The 14,695-nt window shown below is 66.4% G+C and carries 14 protein-coding genes; 9 read left to right on the top strand and 5 right to left on the bottom strand.

The window, feature by feature from the left end; translation table 11 throughout:
• Positions 1-43 precede the first annotated feature (43 nt).
• Positions 44-1,537 (top strand): DUF389 domain-containing protein, encoded by a 1,494-nt coding sequence (locus RLDS_RS45445; protein WP_031298569.1) that lies wholly within the window; start codon positions 44-46, stop codon positions 1,535-1,537.
• A gap of 16 nt (positions 1,538-1,553) precedes the next feature.
• Here RLDS_RS45445 and RLDS_RS45440 read toward each other — a convergent pair whose 3' ends face one another.
• The gene (locus RLDS_RS45440) at positions 1,554-2,285 is read right to left on the bottom strand and encodes an SIMPL domain-containing protein (protein ID WP_021227101.1); all 732 of its coding nucleotides are present in this window, start codon (positions 2,283-2,285) and stop codon (positions 1,554-1,556) included.
• A 143-nt stretch (positions 2,286-2,428) separates the two neighbouring features.
• Here RLDS_RS45440 and RLDS_RS45435 point away from each other — a divergent pair, with 143 nt between their 5' ends.
• Positions 2,429-4,210, top strand: a complete 1,782-nt coding sequence (locus RLDS_RS45435) for an ABC-F family ATP-binding cassette domain-containing protein (protein ID WP_021227100.1) — start codon at positions 2,429-2,431, stop codon at positions 4,208-4,210.
• A 10-nt stretch (positions 4,211-4,220) separates the two neighbouring features.
• Here RLDS_RS45435 and RLDS_RS45430 read toward each other — a convergent pair whose 3' ends face one another.
• The gene (locus tag RLDS_RS45430; RefSeq protein ID WP_021227099.1) at positions 4,221-5,000 is read right to left on the bottom strand and encodes a ThuA domain-containing protein; all 780 of its coding nucleotides are present in this window, start codon (positions 4,998-5,000) and stop codon (positions 4,221-4,223) included.
• 178 nt (positions 5,001-5,178) lie between these two features.
• On the opposite strand from RLDS_RS45430, the gene RLDS_RS45425 reads away from it, so the two are divergent.
• The 4 genes from RLDS_RS45425 (at position 5,179) to RLDS_RS45410 (ending at position 8,529) form a co-directional block, all read left to right on the top strand.
• Entirely contained in the window at positions 5,179-5,889 is a 711-nt protein-coding gene (locus RLDS_RS45425; RefSeq protein ID WP_021227098.1) for a VIT1/CCC1 transporter family protein, read from the top strand.
• A 41-nt stretch (positions 5,890-5,930) separates the two neighbouring features.
• Positions 5,931-6,476: a glutathione peroxidase gene (locus tag RLDS_RS45420; protein ID WP_021227097.1), complete on the top strand. Its 546-nt coding sequence runs from the start codon at positions 5,931-5,933 to the stop codon at positions 6,474-6,476.
• Positions 6,473-7,783 carry a M20/M25/M40 family metallo-hydrolase gene (locus RLDS_RS45415; RefSeq protein WP_021227096.1) on the top strand — a complete coding sequence of 437 codons (1,311 nt, stop codon included), beginning with the start codon at positions 6,473-6,475 and terminating at the stop codon, positions 7,781-7,783. Before RLDS_RS45420 ends, RLDS_RS45415 begins: the two co-directional genes overlap by 4 nt.
• 101 nt (positions 7,784-7,884) lie before the next feature.
• Positions 7,885-8,529, top strand: a complete 645-nt coding sequence (locus tag RLDS_RS45410; RefSeq protein ID WP_021227095.1) for a trimeric intracellular cation channel family protein — start codon at positions 7,885-7,887, stop codon at positions 8,527-8,529.
• A 12-nt stretch (positions 8,530-8,541) separates the two neighbouring features.
• On the opposite strand, the gene RLDS_RS45405 is transcribed toward RLDS_RS45410, so the two are convergent.
• Entirely contained in the window at positions 8,542-9,939 is a 1,398-nt protein-coding gene (locus RLDS_RS45405) for a helix-turn-helix domain-containing protein (RefSeq protein ID WP_031298568.1), read from the bottom strand.
• Positions 9,940-10,077: 138 nt separating this feature from the next.
• Here RLDS_RS45405 and RLDS_RS45400 point away from each other — a divergent pair, with 138 nt between their 5' ends.
• Entirely contained in the window at positions 10,078-11,670 is a 1,593-nt protein-coding gene (locus RLDS_RS45400; RefSeq protein WP_021227093.1) for an isocitrate lyase, read from the top strand.
• A gap of 314 nt (positions 11,671-11,984) precedes the next feature.
• Here the strand turns inward: RLDS_RS45400 and RLDS_RS45395 are convergent, their stop codons facing one another.
• The gene (locus tag RLDS_RS45395) at positions 11,985-12,308 is read right to left on the bottom strand and encodes a hypothetical protein (protein WP_021227092.1); all 324 of its coding nucleotides are present in this window, start codon (positions 12,306-12,308) and stop codon (positions 11,985-11,987) included.
• Between the two features lie 54 nt (positions 12,309-12,362).
• Positions 12,363-13,073, bottom strand: a complete 711-nt coding sequence (ung, locus tag RLDS_RS45390; protein WP_021227091.1) for a uracil-DNA glycosylase — start codon at positions 13,071-13,073, stop codon at positions 12,363-12,365.
• A 94-nt stretch (positions 13,074-13,167) separates the two neighbouring features.
• On the opposite strand from ung, the gene bla reads away from it, so the two are divergent.
• Positions 13,168-14,280 carry a class A beta-lactamase gene (gene bla / locus RLDS_RS45385; RefSeq protein WP_084514888.1) on the top strand — a complete coding sequence of 371 codons (1,113 nt, stop codon included), beginning with the start codon at positions 13,168-13,170 and terminating at the stop codon, positions 14,278-14,280.
• A 52-nt stretch (positions 14,281-14,332) separates the two neighbouring features.
• The gene (locus tag RLDS_RS45380) at positions 14,333-14,689 is read left to right on the top strand and encodes an Mpo1-like protein (protein ID WP_021227089.1); all 357 of its coding nucleotides are present in this window, start codon (positions 14,333-14,335) and stop codon (positions 14,687-14,689) included.
• Positions 14,690-14,695: the final 6 nt, after the last annotated feature.

The raw sequence follows: 14,695 nt of genomic DNA, 5'->3' as shown, positions 1-14,695 counted from the left end.
GGCGGCTGGAAAGCCGCGCCGCGCTCGATTATGGCGCTGTGTCATGAAGATGCAGGACGAAAGGCCCGTTGCCGATCCGCCACTCTGGCGCGCCGTGCCCCGCTGGTGGCGCGGCCATGTGATCCGCGAAATCGACCATCAGGCGGTGGTCGATCGCGTGCGCGAAGATGATGGGTGGAGCCCGCGCTACGCCTTCATGATCCTCATGTCGGCGGGCATCGCGGTGCTGGGGCTGTTGCTCTCCTCGCCTGCCGTGGTGATCGGCGCGATGCTTATCTCCCCGCTTATGGGGCCGATCGTTGGCCTGGGCTTCGCGCTCGCCACCGTCGATTCGCGCGAGATTCGCCGCACGCTTTTCACCCTTGCCGTCGGCGCGCTCATCGCCATCCTCTTCACCGCCTTCATCGTTCTGCTGTCCCCGCTTCAGACCGTGACGGCGGAAATCGCCGCGCGCACCCGGCCCAATCTCTTCGACCTCATGGTCGCGCTCTTTTCCGCGCTGGCGGGCGCCTATGCGATGATCCGGGGGAAGGCGGGCACCATCGTGGGCGTCGCCATCGCCACCGCGTTGATGCCGCCGCTCGCAACGGTCGGCTTTGGTGTCGCGACGCTCAACGCCACCGTGGCGGGCGGCGCCTTCCTGCTCTTCTTCACCAACTTCGTGACGATCGCGCTGGCGGCGGGCATCATGGCGCGGCTCTATGGCTTTGGCCGGGAACTCTCGCCCCGGCAAAGCTGGATGCAGAGCGTCTTCATCGGCGTCATCTTCTTTGCCCTCGCCGTGCCGCTCGGCCTGTCGCTGCGCCAGATCGCCTGGGAATCCAATGCCGCCCGCGAGGCGCGCGACGTCATCCGCCGCGAATTTGCCGATGATGCCCGCATCTCGCAGCTCGACATAGATTTCGACGCCCGGCCGCTGTCCGTTACCGCCAGCGTCCTGACCAGCCGCTATGAACGCAACGCGACGACGCGCGCCAGCCGCGTGCTCAGCGACATGCTGGGCCAGCCTGTCGCGCTCGATATCGAACAGATTCGCGTGGGTGAAGGGACCGACACCGAAAATGCCCAGCTGCTCGCCGTCCAGACCGCGCGGCGCGAGGTGCAGGGCCAGGTCGATCGCCTGACCGATCGGCTCGCGCTCATCGCCGGGGTCGATCCCGACGCCGTCACCATCGACACCGGGCGCAAGCGGGCGCTGGTGCGCGCGCGGCCGCTGCCAGAAGCGGGCCTTGCCACCTATCGCGTGCTCGAACAGCGCGCCGCCGCCATGGCGCCGGGCTGGACGATAGAGGTCGAACCGCCGGTGCTGCCCTTGCCCGATATTACCCTTGATGAGGATGGCGCGCCGGCCAATGCTGAAACGCTGGCGCTGGCGCTATGGGCGGCGCAGCGCGTCGGCCTGCCCATCGACATGGCCGTGCGCGGGGACGATCATCCCGCCCTGACGCAGCCCTTCGCCGATCGTGGCGTCGACGTGCGCCTGACGCAAGGCGCCAGCGCGGACCGGGCGGCCCTGCGCTGGCGCATCACGGAATAAGGACGGGTTCAGCGCCTTATTTTTCCAGCGCATATTGCACGGTCAGCGTCACCGACGCACTGACCTGCCCCGGCTCCACCGGCGTCGCCGGCGCGGCATCGGCCTTGAACCGGGCGCTTTGCATCATCGGCATGGGCGGCTGGCCGCCGCTGTTGCTTTCGCTGATCGACACCAGCCGCGCGGAGCGATAGCCGGCCGCCTGCGCATAATAGTCCGCCTGCGCCTTCGCGCTCTTCATCGCCGCGCCGCGCGCCTGCACCAGCATGGGCGACGGGTCGTCGATCGAGAAGGTCGGCCCGCTGATATTGGTCGCGCCCGCCGCCACCATGGCGTCCAGCGACGCGCCGACGCGCTTGATGTCGCGCAGCTTCACCGTCAGCTGGTTCGACGCCTCATAACCGATGAAGCGCGGCCCCTGCGGCTGGCCATTTTGATTGTTATAATCATATTGCGCGCTGAGATTAATGCCGCTGGTCTGGATATCCTTCTTGGCGATGCCGGCCCTGGCCAGCGCCGCGATCAGCTTTTCCGTCTGCGCCGCATTCTGCTGCATCGCCGCTTGCGCCGTCTGCGCGCGGGTCTGGACGCCGGTGCCCACCGTCGCGACATCGGGCGCGGCTTCGACGCTTTCGGTCACGTTCAGCGTCACGACCGGCGCTGTCTCGGCGATGGTGACGCTGGTCTGCGCCAGGCCGGCTGCGGGAATCGCGGCGGCGCTAAGCGCCATCAGGGCGAGGGCGGATTTCATCAACGGGTCTCCTCTGCAAAAATTCGCTGCATCCGTGATTGGCCGGGATGCGATGAACGGACGCTGTGCACCGGTGAAAGCCGTGCGACAGCTTTCGGGTTCCCCACTTGCTCTGTCGCCCCTTACCCCCTAGCTGCACCGCCATGGCGGCTCCCATCCTCTCCTTCGAAAATCTCGGCCTCAGCCAGGGTACGCACTGGCTGTTCCGCAACATAGACATTCATGTCGGCCAGCGCGACCGGCTGGCGCTCATCGGCCGCAACGGCGCGGGCAAGACGACGCTGCTCAAACTCATCGGCGGCCAGATCGAACCGGATGAAGGCACCCGCTCGGTGCAGCCGGGCGCGCGCGTCATCACGCTGGAACAGGACCCCGACGTCACGCCCTTCGCCACGCTGCATGATTTCGCATTGGCCGGCGATTATGCGCCCCCGGCGCATGAGGTGGAGGCGATTGCCGATCAACTGGGCATCGACCTGTCGCGCGAGGCGAAGACGGCGAGTGGAGGCGAGCGCCGCCGCGCCGCCATCGCCCGCGCGCTCGCCAGCGAACCCGACCTGCTGTTGCTCGACGAACCGACCAACCATCTCGACATCGCGGCGATCGACTGGATCGAAAACTGGATGGCGCGCTATAATGGCGCCTTCATCGTCATCAGCCACGACCGCGCGTTTCTGACGCGCCTCACCCGCCAGACGCTCTGGCTCGACCGCGGCTCGATGCGCCGCAACGAGATCGGCTTTGGCGGTTTTGAACAATGGATGGAGGCGGTCTACGCCGAAGAGGCGCGGGCGGCCGAAAAGCTGGACGCCAAGCTCAAGATCGAGGCGCACTGGCTGGAACGCGGCGTCACCGCCCGGCGCAAGCGCAACCAGGGCCGGCTCGCGAAACTTTGGGAGATGCGCGCCCAGCGCGCCGCCATGCAGGGGCCGCAGGGCACCGCCAAGATCGCCGTCGCCAGCGACGACAGCAAGACCAAGAGCGTCATCAAGGCCGAGCATGTCACTAAGGCCTTTGGTGATCGCACCATCATCAGGGACTTCACCCTGCGCGTGCAGCGCGGCGACCGCATCGGCATCGTCGGCGGCAATGGCGCTGGCAAGTCGACGCTACTGAAATTGCTGACCGGCCAGCTTGCGCCCGACAGCGGCGACGTGACGCTCGCCAAGACGCTCGACATGATCTTCATCGACCAGCAGCGCAGCCTGATGCAGGGCGACAAGTCCGTCCGCGACGTGCTGGCCGAAGGGGGCGACTGGATCGACGTGCGCGGGGTGCGCAAGCATGTCCACGGCTATCTGAAGGACTTCCTGTTCGATCCGTCGCTTGCCGAGGCGAAGGTCGGCACATTGTCGGGCGGCGAACGCTCGCGCCTGCTGTTCGCGCGGGAATTTGCCCGCGAATCCAACCTGCTCGTACTCGACGAACCGACCAATGATCTCGACCTCGAAACGCTCGATCTGCTTCAGGAAGTCATCGCCGATTATGACGGCACCGTCCTGATCGTCAGTCACGACCGCGATTTCCTCGACCGCACCGTCACGGTCACACTGGGCCTCGACGGATCGGGGACGGTCGATGTGATCGTCGGCGGCTATGCCGACTGGATCGCCAAGCGCGATCCGCGCAAGGCCGCGAAGGCGGAAAAGAAGGACGCCGCGCCCCCGCCGCCGCCCAAGCCTGCGTCCGCCAAGCTCAGCTACAAGGATCAGCGCGACCTTGATCTGCTGCCCGGGCGGATCGAGGCGCTGGAAGCCGCGATCGCCCGCGATGAGGCCGCGCTCGCCGATCCCGCCCTCTACACCCGCGATCCCGGCAAATTCGCCGCGCTCACCAAGGCCATAGAACAGGCCCGCGCCGACAAGGATGCGGCGGAGGAACGCTGGCTCGACCTAGCGGAAAAGGCCGAAGGCCTGGCGGGCTGACGCTGCCTCTTCAACGCTTGCTGGTCGCCGCCTGGCCGCGCCCGGTCGCCGTCCAGTAAATGCCGCCCATCAAATGCGTCAGATAGGTATAATCGCGGTACATCGCCCCTTCATGCCCCAGCGTGGTCACGAACACGCGCCCCTTTTCATAGTCATGATACCAGGCGATCGGATGGTCGCGGCCCATCGGCCGTGACACCTGGCCGGGCCAGATCTTGGTCGGGTCGTAACTGCTTTCATCCACGCCCAGCACGGTGTTGATCCGCACGTCAAAGGGATTGGTCGTGACGTAGAATTCGTCGCTCCACACCCATCGGTCGGGCAGGGCGAAGGTCGCGGGGAAATTGCGGTCTTCCACCGTGACGACGCCGGTCTGCACCATCGGATGCACGCCGACGCGCCGGCCCACCAGCTTTTCATACCAGGGCCATTCGCCCGGCGGAGTGATCGCGGCGCGGTGGACGATCATCGCATTGCCGCCTGCGCGCATATAGGCTTCGAACTTCGCCCGCTGCCCGGCGTTCAATTCCTCACCGGGCGAATTGAGGAACATGATCGCCGCATATTGACTCAGGTCTTCGTCGAAACTTTCCGGGTGACGCGTCCAGACAAGCTCGAAGCTGTGCAGCCGCGCCATCTGCTCCAGGCTCTCGCGCGCGATCGGGATATACTCATAATGATAGGTATTCGCCTTGGCGAAGACGAGCAGCTTGAACTGGCTTTCGGCTATGGCGCTCGGCGCGGCGAAAAGGGCGGCGATCGCCAGCAGGAGCCGCATCATCATTCCCATGGCCGTCCCTCCATCCGCCGCGTGAAGAGCGGGGCTTATCGCGCCCCATCGGACCGGCGCAATCGGCATGGGCCTCTTCTACGACTATGGTCGGAGGCTCTTTGCGCTCCATGCCATCGCGGGATCGACTTCGCACGTGCGTCGCGGCACTGTGCGCCTCCGAACCAGAAGGAATCCGATGGACAGCAGCACCACCGCCTCGCCGCATCACGCCGTCCATTATGTCAACCGCGTCGGCTGGCTGCGCGCGGCCGTGCTGGGGGCCAATGACGGGATCGTCTCGACCGCCAGCCTGATGACCGGCATCGCCGCGTCGGGCGCCACCGGCCAGTCCGTGCTATTGTCGGGCATCGCCGCGCTGGTCGCGGGCGCCATGTCGATGGCGGCGGGCGAATATGTCTCGGTCAGCGCCCAGTCCGACACCGAACGCGCCGACCTTGCCAAGGAGGAGAAGGCGCTGCGCACGCAGCCCCATGCCGAATGGGTCGAACTGCGCGACATCTATGTCGATCGCGGCCTGACCCCCGATCTCGCGGGGCAGGTGGCGCAGCAATTGATGGATGCCGATGCGCTGGGCGCCCACGCTCGCGACGAACTGGGCATTTCCGACCTTGCGACCGCGCGCCCGGTGCAGGCCGCGCTCGCTTCGGCCGCCAGCTTTGCCGCAGGCGCGACCCCGCCAGTGGTCGCCGCCGCTCTGGTCCCCGCCGCCACGGCGATTCCCGCCATCGTCGGCATCTGCCTCGCTTGCCTGGCGCTGCTTGGTTTCATCGGGGCGCGGCTGGGCGGGGCCAGTCCGCCGCGCTCGGTCCTGCGCACGCTCCTGTGGGGCGCGCTCGCCATGGCGGTTACGGCGGGCGCGGGGCATCTGTTCGGCGCGGCCATTTGATGCCAAGGTCGCGCCCATCATGATCTTACAGGAGACAGGACATGGCCGATATCCAGCAAATACCGCTCAAGACCATCAAGGGCGACGACGCCAGCCTGGCCGACTATGCGGGCAAGGTGGTGTTGGTCGTCAACGTCGCCTCCAAATGCGGCCTCACCCCGCAATATGAGGGGCTGGAAAAACTCTATCGCGATTACAAGGACAAGGGGCTGGTCGTCACCGGCTTTCCCGCCAATGATTTTGGCGCCCAGGAACCGGGCAGCAATGACGAGATCGCGACCTTCTGCACCACCAATTTCGGCGTCGATTTCCCGATGTTCGAAAAGATCGTCGTGACCGGCCCGGACAAGCATCCGCTCTATGCCGCCCTCACCAGTGCCCAGCCGGCCGCCCAGGGGGAGGGCGATGCGTTCCGCGAAAAGCTGGTGGGCTATGGCATCACGCCGGGCGATGCGCCCGAAGTCCTCTGGAATTTCGAAAAATTCCTGATCGCAAAGGATGGCAGCGTTGCCGCGCGCTTCGCGCCGACTACCAATCCCGACGACCCCGCCCTGATCGCCGCGATCGAGGCGGAACTGGCGAAATGATCCGCACGCTCGTTTGCGCCGCCCTGCTGCTGGGCGGCGCGCCGATCGCCCATGCCGCGCTCAGCCCCGCCGAACGCAAAATTGGGGAGAGTGTCGAGGCGGGCTATGAACCGTCCGTCGCGCTGCTTGAAAAGCTGGTGAACCAGAATAGCGGATCGATGAACATGGCGGGCGTGAAGGCCGTGGCCGACATGCTCCGCCCGCAGTTTGAGGCGCTGGGCTTTGCCGTCGCATGGAAGCCCATGGACGCGGCCAAGCGCGCCGGCCATTTTATCGCCACGCACAAGGGGCGACCGGGCACGACGAAAATGCTGCTGATCGGCCATCTCGACACCGTGTTCGAACCCGATTCGCCGTTCCAGCGCTTCACGCGCGACGGCGATTTCGCCACTGGTCCCGGCGCCGCCGACAATAAGGGCGGGGTCGCCACCATGCTGCTCGCGCTCCAGGCGATGCAGGCCGCAGGGACGCTCAAAAATGCGAATATAGAGGTGGTGCTGACCGGGGATGAGGAAGATTCGGGCGAACCGATCAGCATCGCCCGTGGCGACCTCATCGCGGCGGGCAAGCGCGCCGACGTCGCGCTCGATTTCGAAGGCCTCTCGCAGGAGGATGGCAAGGATATGGGCGCGATCGCCCGCCGCTCGTCCAATAGCTGGACGCTGACCGCCACCGGCAAATCGGGGCATAGCTCGGGCATCTTCTCGGCCAAGGCGGGCGATGGCGCGATCTATGAAATCGCTCGCATCATCACCCGCTTTCGCCAGGACCTGCCCGAACCCAATCTGACCTTCAATGTCGGCCTGATCGGCGGCGGCCAGAGCGCGGAGGTCGACAAGGACGGCGTGCGCATCGCCGTCACCGGCAAGACCAACATCATTCCGCCCATCGCCGTCGCCAAGGGCGATTTCCGAACCTTGAGCGAGGAACAAACCAAGCGCGTGCAGGCGAAGATGCAGCAGATCGTCGGGCAGGATCATCTGCTCGGAACATCGGCCACCATCGCCTTTGACCTTGGCTACCCCGCCATGGCGCCGACGCCGGGCAACCGCGCGCTGCTCGACCGGCTGAACGTCGTCAATCGCGACCTGGGCCTCGCCGACATGCCCGCGCTCGATCCGTTGAAACGTGGCGCGGGCGATATCGCCTTCGTCGCGCAGGATGTGGACGGGCTGGTCGGCCTTGGCCCTGCCTCGACCGGCGATCACAGCCCGGCCGAACGCGTCGACCTCGCCAGCATGAAACGCCAGGCCAAGCGCGCCGCCATCCTCATGAGCCGGCTCGCCAGCGAAAAGGGTGGAAAATAAACGCCATTCCCGGTCGGGCTGATCGCCGTCAGAGCCCTGTCCTATCCTTAAATAGGCAGGGGCCGAGCGGTCAGCCCGACCGGACCTAGTTGAAAGCCTATATGCTCCCGCCCACCCCCTCGCTTGCCACGTCCATCGGCCCGGTGCTCGAAACGCTCAGCATCGTCGGCACCTTCGTCTTCGCTGCGTCCGGTGCGCTGGCCGCTGCGAGGCTGCAACAGACGCTCGTCACCTTCGCCTTCTTCGCGCTGGTGACGGGGGTAGGGGGCGGCACGGTCCGCGACCTGCTGATCGGCGCGCCGGTCTTCTGGGTGGTCGATGCCGTGCCCGCGATGGCCTGCATGAGCGCGGCGGTCATCGTCTGGTTCACGCCGCGCCGCTGGTGGAGCGACCGCGCGCTCGACTGGCTCGACGCCATCGGCCTTGCCGCCTTTGCCGTATTCGGCGCGGCCAAGGCGTTGAGCTTCGGCGTCCCACCCTTCGTCGCGGGCATGATGGGCGTGGTCACGGGCTGCGTCGGCGGCATCATGCGCGACCTGCTGGCGGGCGAGCCGTCCATCCTGCTGCGCCCCGAACTTTACGTCACCGCCGCCGCCTTCGCTTCCGGCCTGTTCGTGGCGCTGCGCTGGATCGGCCTTGACGTGCCCGTCGCCGGCCTCATTGCCGCCACGCTGGGCTTTGCCCTGCGCGCCATGGCGATCGCTCGCGGCCTTGGCCTGCCCCTCTACCGCCAGCCAGCCGACTAAGCGCGTAGAACCTCACCCCTCACCAAAACCGAACGGCGCGCGCGTGCGGCGATAATCGTCGGGCATCATCTCGCGGCCGATCGGCGGGGCAGATCGCGCCATGCATTGCGCCCGATGGCACAGGCGACATGTGACACCGATCGGCGTTGGATCGCTCACCCCCATGTCGCGCGCATAGACCAGTCGATGCGCATGCTCGGCGGCGCAGGCCAGCGCGATCGCGCGATCGACTTTAGGCACGCCCCAGCCGCCGCCGCCCGCCGTCACCGTCCGCGCGATCGAGAAGAAACGCTGCCCGTCGGGCAGTTCCAGCCATTGGGTGATGACCTCGCGCGGCCGCTCGAACGCGCGATGCACCGACCAGAGCGGGCAGGACCCGCCATGCCGCGCAAAGGGAAATCCCGCCCCGTCCAGCCGCTTGCTGACATTGCCCGCCGGGTCGACCCGCAGGAAGAAGAAGGGCACGCGCTCCTGCCCCGGCTTCTGCAAGGTCGTCAGTCGATGCGCGGTCTGTTCGAAACTGGTGCCGAACTGGCGGCTGAGCGCCTCGACATCATAGGCGCGGGCCTCCACCGCCTTGGCGAACGCGCCATAGGGCATCACGATCGCCGCCGCGCCATAGCTCGCCAGCGCCCGCCGCGCCAGCCGTCGCCCGCTGTCTCCGCTGAACTGCCCCTCCTTCAGCAGCGCGTCGAAACTCTTGCGCATCTCCAGATAGGCGATCTGCAACGCCAGCTGGAATTGCGCGCTCGCCCCGTCCAGCGCATCGTCCAGCAGCACCGCGTCGCGATGCCGGTCCAGCCGCCGCACCGATCCTGCCATCACGTCGGACGGCAGCCGCCGCACGCGCAGGCCATGCCGCGCCTTCAGCCACGCCGCCAGGCCGCCTTCCGCCTCCGCCTCGCCTGCCAGTCGCTCGGCGGCATCGTCCAGCAGGGGAAAGCTGTTGCGTCGGGCCGCGAGGAACCGGCGCGATTCCGCCACCGGGTCGGGCGCATCGGCCGTATCCGCCCGCGTGACGCTGCGATCGGCCAGCGCCAGATGCTCCTCGCGATAGGCGGTGTAGAGACGCAGCAGCGCCTCGGTAACGCCGGGATAATTGACCGCCACATCCTCGCTGGCGAGCGGCGGCAGGTCGATGTCGGCGAACATCGGGTCTTTGAGCACCGCGCTTAGCCGCGCCGTCTGCTCCGCGCCGCCGTCGCCCGCCACTTCCGCCATGTCCAACTTGTAGGTGCGCGCCAGCCGCAACAGCATGTCGGCGGTCAAAGGGCGCTGGTTGCGTTCCAGCAGCGCGACATAGGATGCGCTGATCTCCAGGTCGGCCGCCATGTCCGCCTGGGTCAGCCCCAGTTCACGGCGCAACCGCCGCAATCTTGGCCCCATATAGACCGGCCGATCTTTCGCCACAAAGCCTCTCCGCTACAGACTTTACAACTATACACAGAAAATCTGTAAAGTTCGACAACTGAACGTCATGCCCCGTCCCGCATCCTGCTTTGCCTGTCTATGTCGCTGTCCATGATGTTCAGGTGAAGGGATGAGGACATGACCTATCATAGCGAGATTGCCAAAGCGGATGATCTGATCGGCGGCCAGACGGGATGGGATGGCATCGCCCCCGAATCCGTCGCTCGCATGCGCCTCCAGAACCGGTTCAACACCGGGCTGGACATCGCCCGCTACACGGCCAAAATCATGCGCGCGGACATGGCCGCCTATGATGCCGACCCGGCCGCCTACACCCAGTCGCTGGGCTGCTGGCACGGCTTTATCGGTCAGCAGAAGATGATCTCCATCAAGAAGCATTTTGGCAGCACCAAGGGGCGTTACCTCTATCTGTCGGGCTGGATGGTCGCCGCGCTGCGGTCCGAATTCGGGCCGCTGCCCGACCAGTCCATGCACGAAAAGACCAGCGTGCCCGCCCTGATCGAGGAACTCTACACCTTCCTCAAGCAGGCCGACGCCCGCGAACTGGGCATGCTGTTCCGGGATCTCGACGCGGCGAAGGCCGCGAAAGATGCGGTCAACACCCATCGGCTACTGCACAAGATCGACGACTATGAAACCCATGTCGTCCCGATCATCGCGGACATCGACGCAGGCTTCGGCAATGCCGAGGCGACCTATCTGCTGGCCAAGAAGTTCATCGAAGCGGGCGCCTGCTGCATCCAGATCGAAAATCAGGTGTCGGACGAAAAGCAGTGCGGGCATCAGGACGGCAAGGTGACGGTCCCGCATGAGGACTTCCTGGCGAAGATACGCGCGGTCCGCTACGCCTTCCTAGAGCTGGGCGTCGATGACGGCATCATCGTCGCGCGCACCGACTCGCTGGGCGCGGGCCTCACCAAGCAGATCGCCTATGTCCGCGAGGCCGGCGACATTGCGGATCAGTATAACAGCTTCCTCGACTGCGATCCGGTCGATCCTGCCACGATCGGGCATGGTGACGTGCTCATCACCCGCGACGGCCAGTTGCTGCGGCCCAAGCGCCTGCCCAGCAACCTCTACCAGTTCCGTCCCGGCACGGGCGAGGACCGCTGCGTGCTCGACTGCATCACCGCCCTGCAAAATGGCGCGGACCTGCTGTGGATCGAAACCGAAAAGCCGCATATCGGCCAGATTGGCGGCATGGTCAGCCGCATAAGGGAGGTCATCCCGAACGCCAAGCTGGTCTATAACAACTCGCCCAGCTTCAACTGGACGCTGAACTTCCGCCAGCAGGTCTATGACGCCTGGGCGCAGGACGGGCGCGATGTGACCGCTTATGATCGCGCACGGCTGATGAGCATCGATTATGATGATACCGAACTGGGCCGCGAGGCGGATGAGCGTATTCGCACCTTCCAGCGGGATGCCGCGCGCGAAGCGGGCATCTTCCATCACCTCATCACCCTGCCGACCTATCACACCGCCGCGCTCAGCACCGACAATCTGGCCAAGCGCTATTTCGGCGAGGAAGGGATGCTGGGCTATGTCAAGCAGGTCCAGCGAGAGGAAATTCGCCAGGGCATCGCCTGCGTCAAGCATCAGAATATGGCCGGTTCCGACATTGGCGATGATCACAAGGATTATTTCGCCGGGGAAGCGGCCCTGAAGGCTGGCGGCGCGCATAACACGATGAACCAGTTCGCCGCCTGATCCCTTACGGCGCGATCCCACCGCGCCCGCATCCACCGTTTCGCTCTGTCTGATCCCGATGACATGGCGGAACGGTGGATGCCCTCGCCGAAAGGCGCCCTCATTCGCGGCCACTTGCCCGCGAGACCGACCATCGCGCGGAGACATGCACACGGTCTTCGCGCGCGTGGGTGGAAGCACTGGACGGCCCGGCCACTACGCCGGGCCGTTTTTTTGCCCGATGCCGGCATCTGTCCCGGCGTCCTGCGCGCTCATCACCGCCGCCGCGGGCCGCGCCGACCGAAAACCCCTTTCAATGTAGGATTTCGTCTGATCTACCCTTGGCGATGCAACGCCGCGCCTCCCTCCGTCTCTCCTGCGCCTCCCTTCGCCATCCCCGCGCCTTCCCCCGTCATCCCCGCGCCTTCCCCCGTCATCCCCGCGCCTTCCACCGTCATCCCCGCGCAGGCGGGGACCCATATGTGGCCCGCGCCTTCGATCGCGTTGTCGTGAGCACTCCCGCCATCCGCCCGAATAGAGACGATGCCCGCAATTCCGGCCCGGTCCCGCCGCTGTTCGCCCTGCCGCGTCAGTGTCGCTTCGTGGTCGCCTTGCGGTCGCCTTATGGTCGCTTCGGCCCCGAAAATGCCCGACGACACTGTGAACTTCGCTCCTGTCGCCTTGTCGCCCTCTGCCGCCTCATCGGCATCGCATCAAAGCAGTCTGGGCGCGTCCGTCTCCAGCGGCGGCAGCGCCCAGTCGATGCCCCCGCGCCCCTTTGCCTCCAGAAAGACGTTGGCCCGCGAAAAGGGCCGCGATCCCAGAAAGCCGGCATGGGCCGACAAGGGGGAGGGGTGGGCGGATCGGATCACCAGATGCCGCGTCTCGTCGATCGCGCCCGCCTTGCGCTGCGCATGCGCGCCCCACAACAGGAACACGCTCGGCGCCGCTCGCTCCGCCACCTGGCCCACGATCGCGTCGGTCAGCTTTTCCCAGCCCTTGCCCTGATGCGACGCGGCCTTGCCCATCTCGACCGTCAGCACGCTGTTGAGCAGCAGCACGCCCTGCCGCGCCCAATGGTCCAGATGCCCGTGGCCGGCCGGCGCGATCCGCAGGTCCGCGTGCAACTCCTTGAAAATGTTGCGCAGCGACGGCGGCGTGCGCACGCCCGGCTGTACCGAAAAGGACAAACCATGCGCCTGTCCTTCGCCATGATAGGGGTCCTGGCCCAATATCACGACCTTGACGGCATCGGGCGGGGTGAGGGCAAGGGCGCGAAAAATATCGTCCGGCGCTGGAAAGACGCGCTTGCCCGCCGCCATTTCGTCTTCCAGGAACCGGGCGATGGCGCTGAGGCCTATGTCGTCGATCCGGCCGGCGAGCGCGGTGGCCCAGGCATCGGGCAGCAGAAGGGGGGCGTTCATGCCGCCGGGTGATGATCGGCCAATCGCGGCGCGTCAACCATCGGGCGCTGCGCAGGGGCTTGCCATGCGGCCCGGCTTGCGCAAGGACAGGGCCATGCCCTCCGCCTCTCGCTTTTCGCTGCCCGGCCTCTCGCTCCGCGGCCTGTCGCGCGTCAACCTTAGCCGCTGTGGCGCAGCGCTCGCCGGTCTTGGCCTTTTCTTCGCGCCCTTGCCCAGCGCCGACGCCTTCGGGCCGCCGCCGCGCCCGCTGATCGAACAGACGGCGCAGGCCAAGCTGCTGGGCGAATTTGAACGCTTCGCCACCCTGTCGGACGGCACGGTCGGAATAGCCGTGCGCGATTTGCAGACCGGCGAGACGCAGGCGATCAATGGCGACACGCTGTTTCCCATGGCCAGCGCCTACAAGGTGGCGGTCGCCGGGCGCATCTTCGCGCTGATCGACGCGGGCGATGTGCGGCTGGACGATCAGCTTACGCTCGACCCGGCGCTGGCGAGCGAGGGCGGCATCGCCTGGATGTTCTCCCGCCCCGGCGCGTCGCTGTCGGTCCAGCGGCTGCTCGAACTGATGCTGCAAAAAAGCGACAATAACGCCACCGACGTGCTCGTTGCGCGCGCCGGCGGGCCTGCGGCGATCACGCAGTTCGTCAGGGGGCTTGGCGTCGACGGGCTGCGCGTCGACAGCGACACCGCGCATCTTCTCTATCGCGCCATGGGCATCCATCCGCTGTCGGGCCGTTTCCGCGAGAATGCCGACGCCGCCCGTCGCGCTGATCCCTTGCTCGTCACCCGCGACCTGCGCGACCTCCCCAATCTCGCTTTCGCGGCTGAGATCGAGGATACGTCCACCCCGCGCGCGATGCTCGATCTGCTCACCGCCTATGAATCGGGCAAGGCGCTGTCGGCCGACAGCACGCAGCGGTTGTTCACCATCATGGCCCATTGCGAAACCGGCAAGGCGCGGATCGTCGGCATGCTGCCGCCCGGCACCGCCGTCGCGCACAAGACCGGCTCGCTCAACGGCACCGGCAATGATGTCGGCATCGTGCGCCTGCCCGATGGCCGCCGCTTCGCCGTCGTCGCCTTCGTCATGAAGGACAGCAAGGGGCACAAGTCGCGCGACCGCATCATCGCCGAAGCCGCGCGCGCGGCCTATGATTATTTTCTCTACGCCCCGGAAAGGGCGCACGGATCGGCGCAAAAGACTTAACGCCGCACGCCGGACGGCGTATCGAGGGGACAGAAAAGATCGGGGGAGAGTGATGCGTCATTTTCGCGACTTCTGGCCCTATTATCTTCAGGAACATGCGCGCCCCGGCACGCGCGCGCTGCATTATGCGGGCACCAGCCTGGTGATCGCGATGGTGGCCAGCGCGCCGCTCACCGGGGGCTGGTGGCTGGTCCTGGCACTGCCGCTTGCGGGCTATGGCTTCGCCTGGGCGGGCCATGGCCTTATCGAACGCAACCGGCCCGCCACCTTCCGCTATCCGCTCTGGTCGCTGGGCGCCGATTTTCTGATGCTGGCGCGCTTCCTGACCGGCCATATGCGCGCCGACCTGGCCCGCGCGGGCGTGCGCAGCGACGGCACCGTCGATCCGGCCCGGCGCATCACGGTCTGATCGGCC

The organism is Sphingobium lactosutens DS20 (genome assembly GCF_000445105.1).
Classification (GTDB): Bacteria; Pseudomonadota; Alphaproteobacteria; order Sphingomonadales; family Sphingomonadaceae; genus Sphingobium; species Sphingobium lactosutens.
This window is presented reverse-complemented; position numbering and strand designations above follow the sequence as displayed.

Bases quoted from the DNA above. Each gene is read 5' to 3' on its own strand.
- RLDS_RS45445 (WP_031298569.1), top strand. From the start codon at position 44: ATGAAGATGCAGGACGAAAGGCCCGTTGCCGATCCGCCACTCTGGCGC.
- RLDS_RS45440 (WP_021227101.1), bottom strand. From the start codon at position 2,285: ATGAAATCCGCCCTCGCCCTGATGGCGCTTAGCGCCGCCGCGATTCCC.
- RLDS_RS45435 (WP_021227100.1), top strand. From the start codon at position 2,429: ATGGCGGCTCCCATCCTCTCCTTCGAAAATCTCGGCCTCAGCCAGGGT.
- RLDS_RS45430 (WP_021227099.1), bottom strand. From the start codon at position 5,000: ATGGGAATGATGATGCGGCTCCTGCTGGCGATCGCCGCCCTTTTCGCC.
- RLDS_RS45425 (WP_021227098.1), top strand. From the start codon at position 5,179: ATGGACAGCAGCACCACCGCCTCGCCGCATCACGCCGTCCATTATGTC.
- RLDS_RS45420 (WP_021227097.1), top strand. From the start codon at position 5,931: ATGGCCGATATCCAGCAAATACCGCTCAAGACCATCAAGGGCGACGAC.
- RLDS_RS45415 (WP_021227096.1), top strand. From the start codon at position 6,473: ATGATCCGCACGCTCGTTTGCGCCGCCCTGCTGCTGGGCGGCGCGCCG.
- RLDS_RS45410 (WP_021227095.1), top strand. From the start codon at position 7,885: ATGCTCCCGCCCACCCCCTCGCTTGCCACGTCCATCGGCCCGGTGCTC.
- RLDS_RS45400 (WP_021227093.1), top strand. From the start codon at position 10,078: ATGACCTATCATAGCGAGATTGCCAAAGCGGATGATCTGATCGGCGGC.
- ung (WP_021227091.1), bottom strand. From the start codon at position 13,073: ATGAACGCCCCCCTTCTGCTGCCCGATGCCTGGGCCACCGCGCTCGCC.
- bla (WP_084514888.1), top strand. From the start codon at position 13,168: ATGCCCTCCGCCTCTCGCTTTTCGCTGCCCGGCCTCTCGCTCCGCGGC.
- RLDS_RS45380 (WP_021227089.1), top strand. From the start codon at position 14,333: ATGCGTCATTTTCGCGACTTCTGGCCCTATTATCTTCAGGAACATGCG.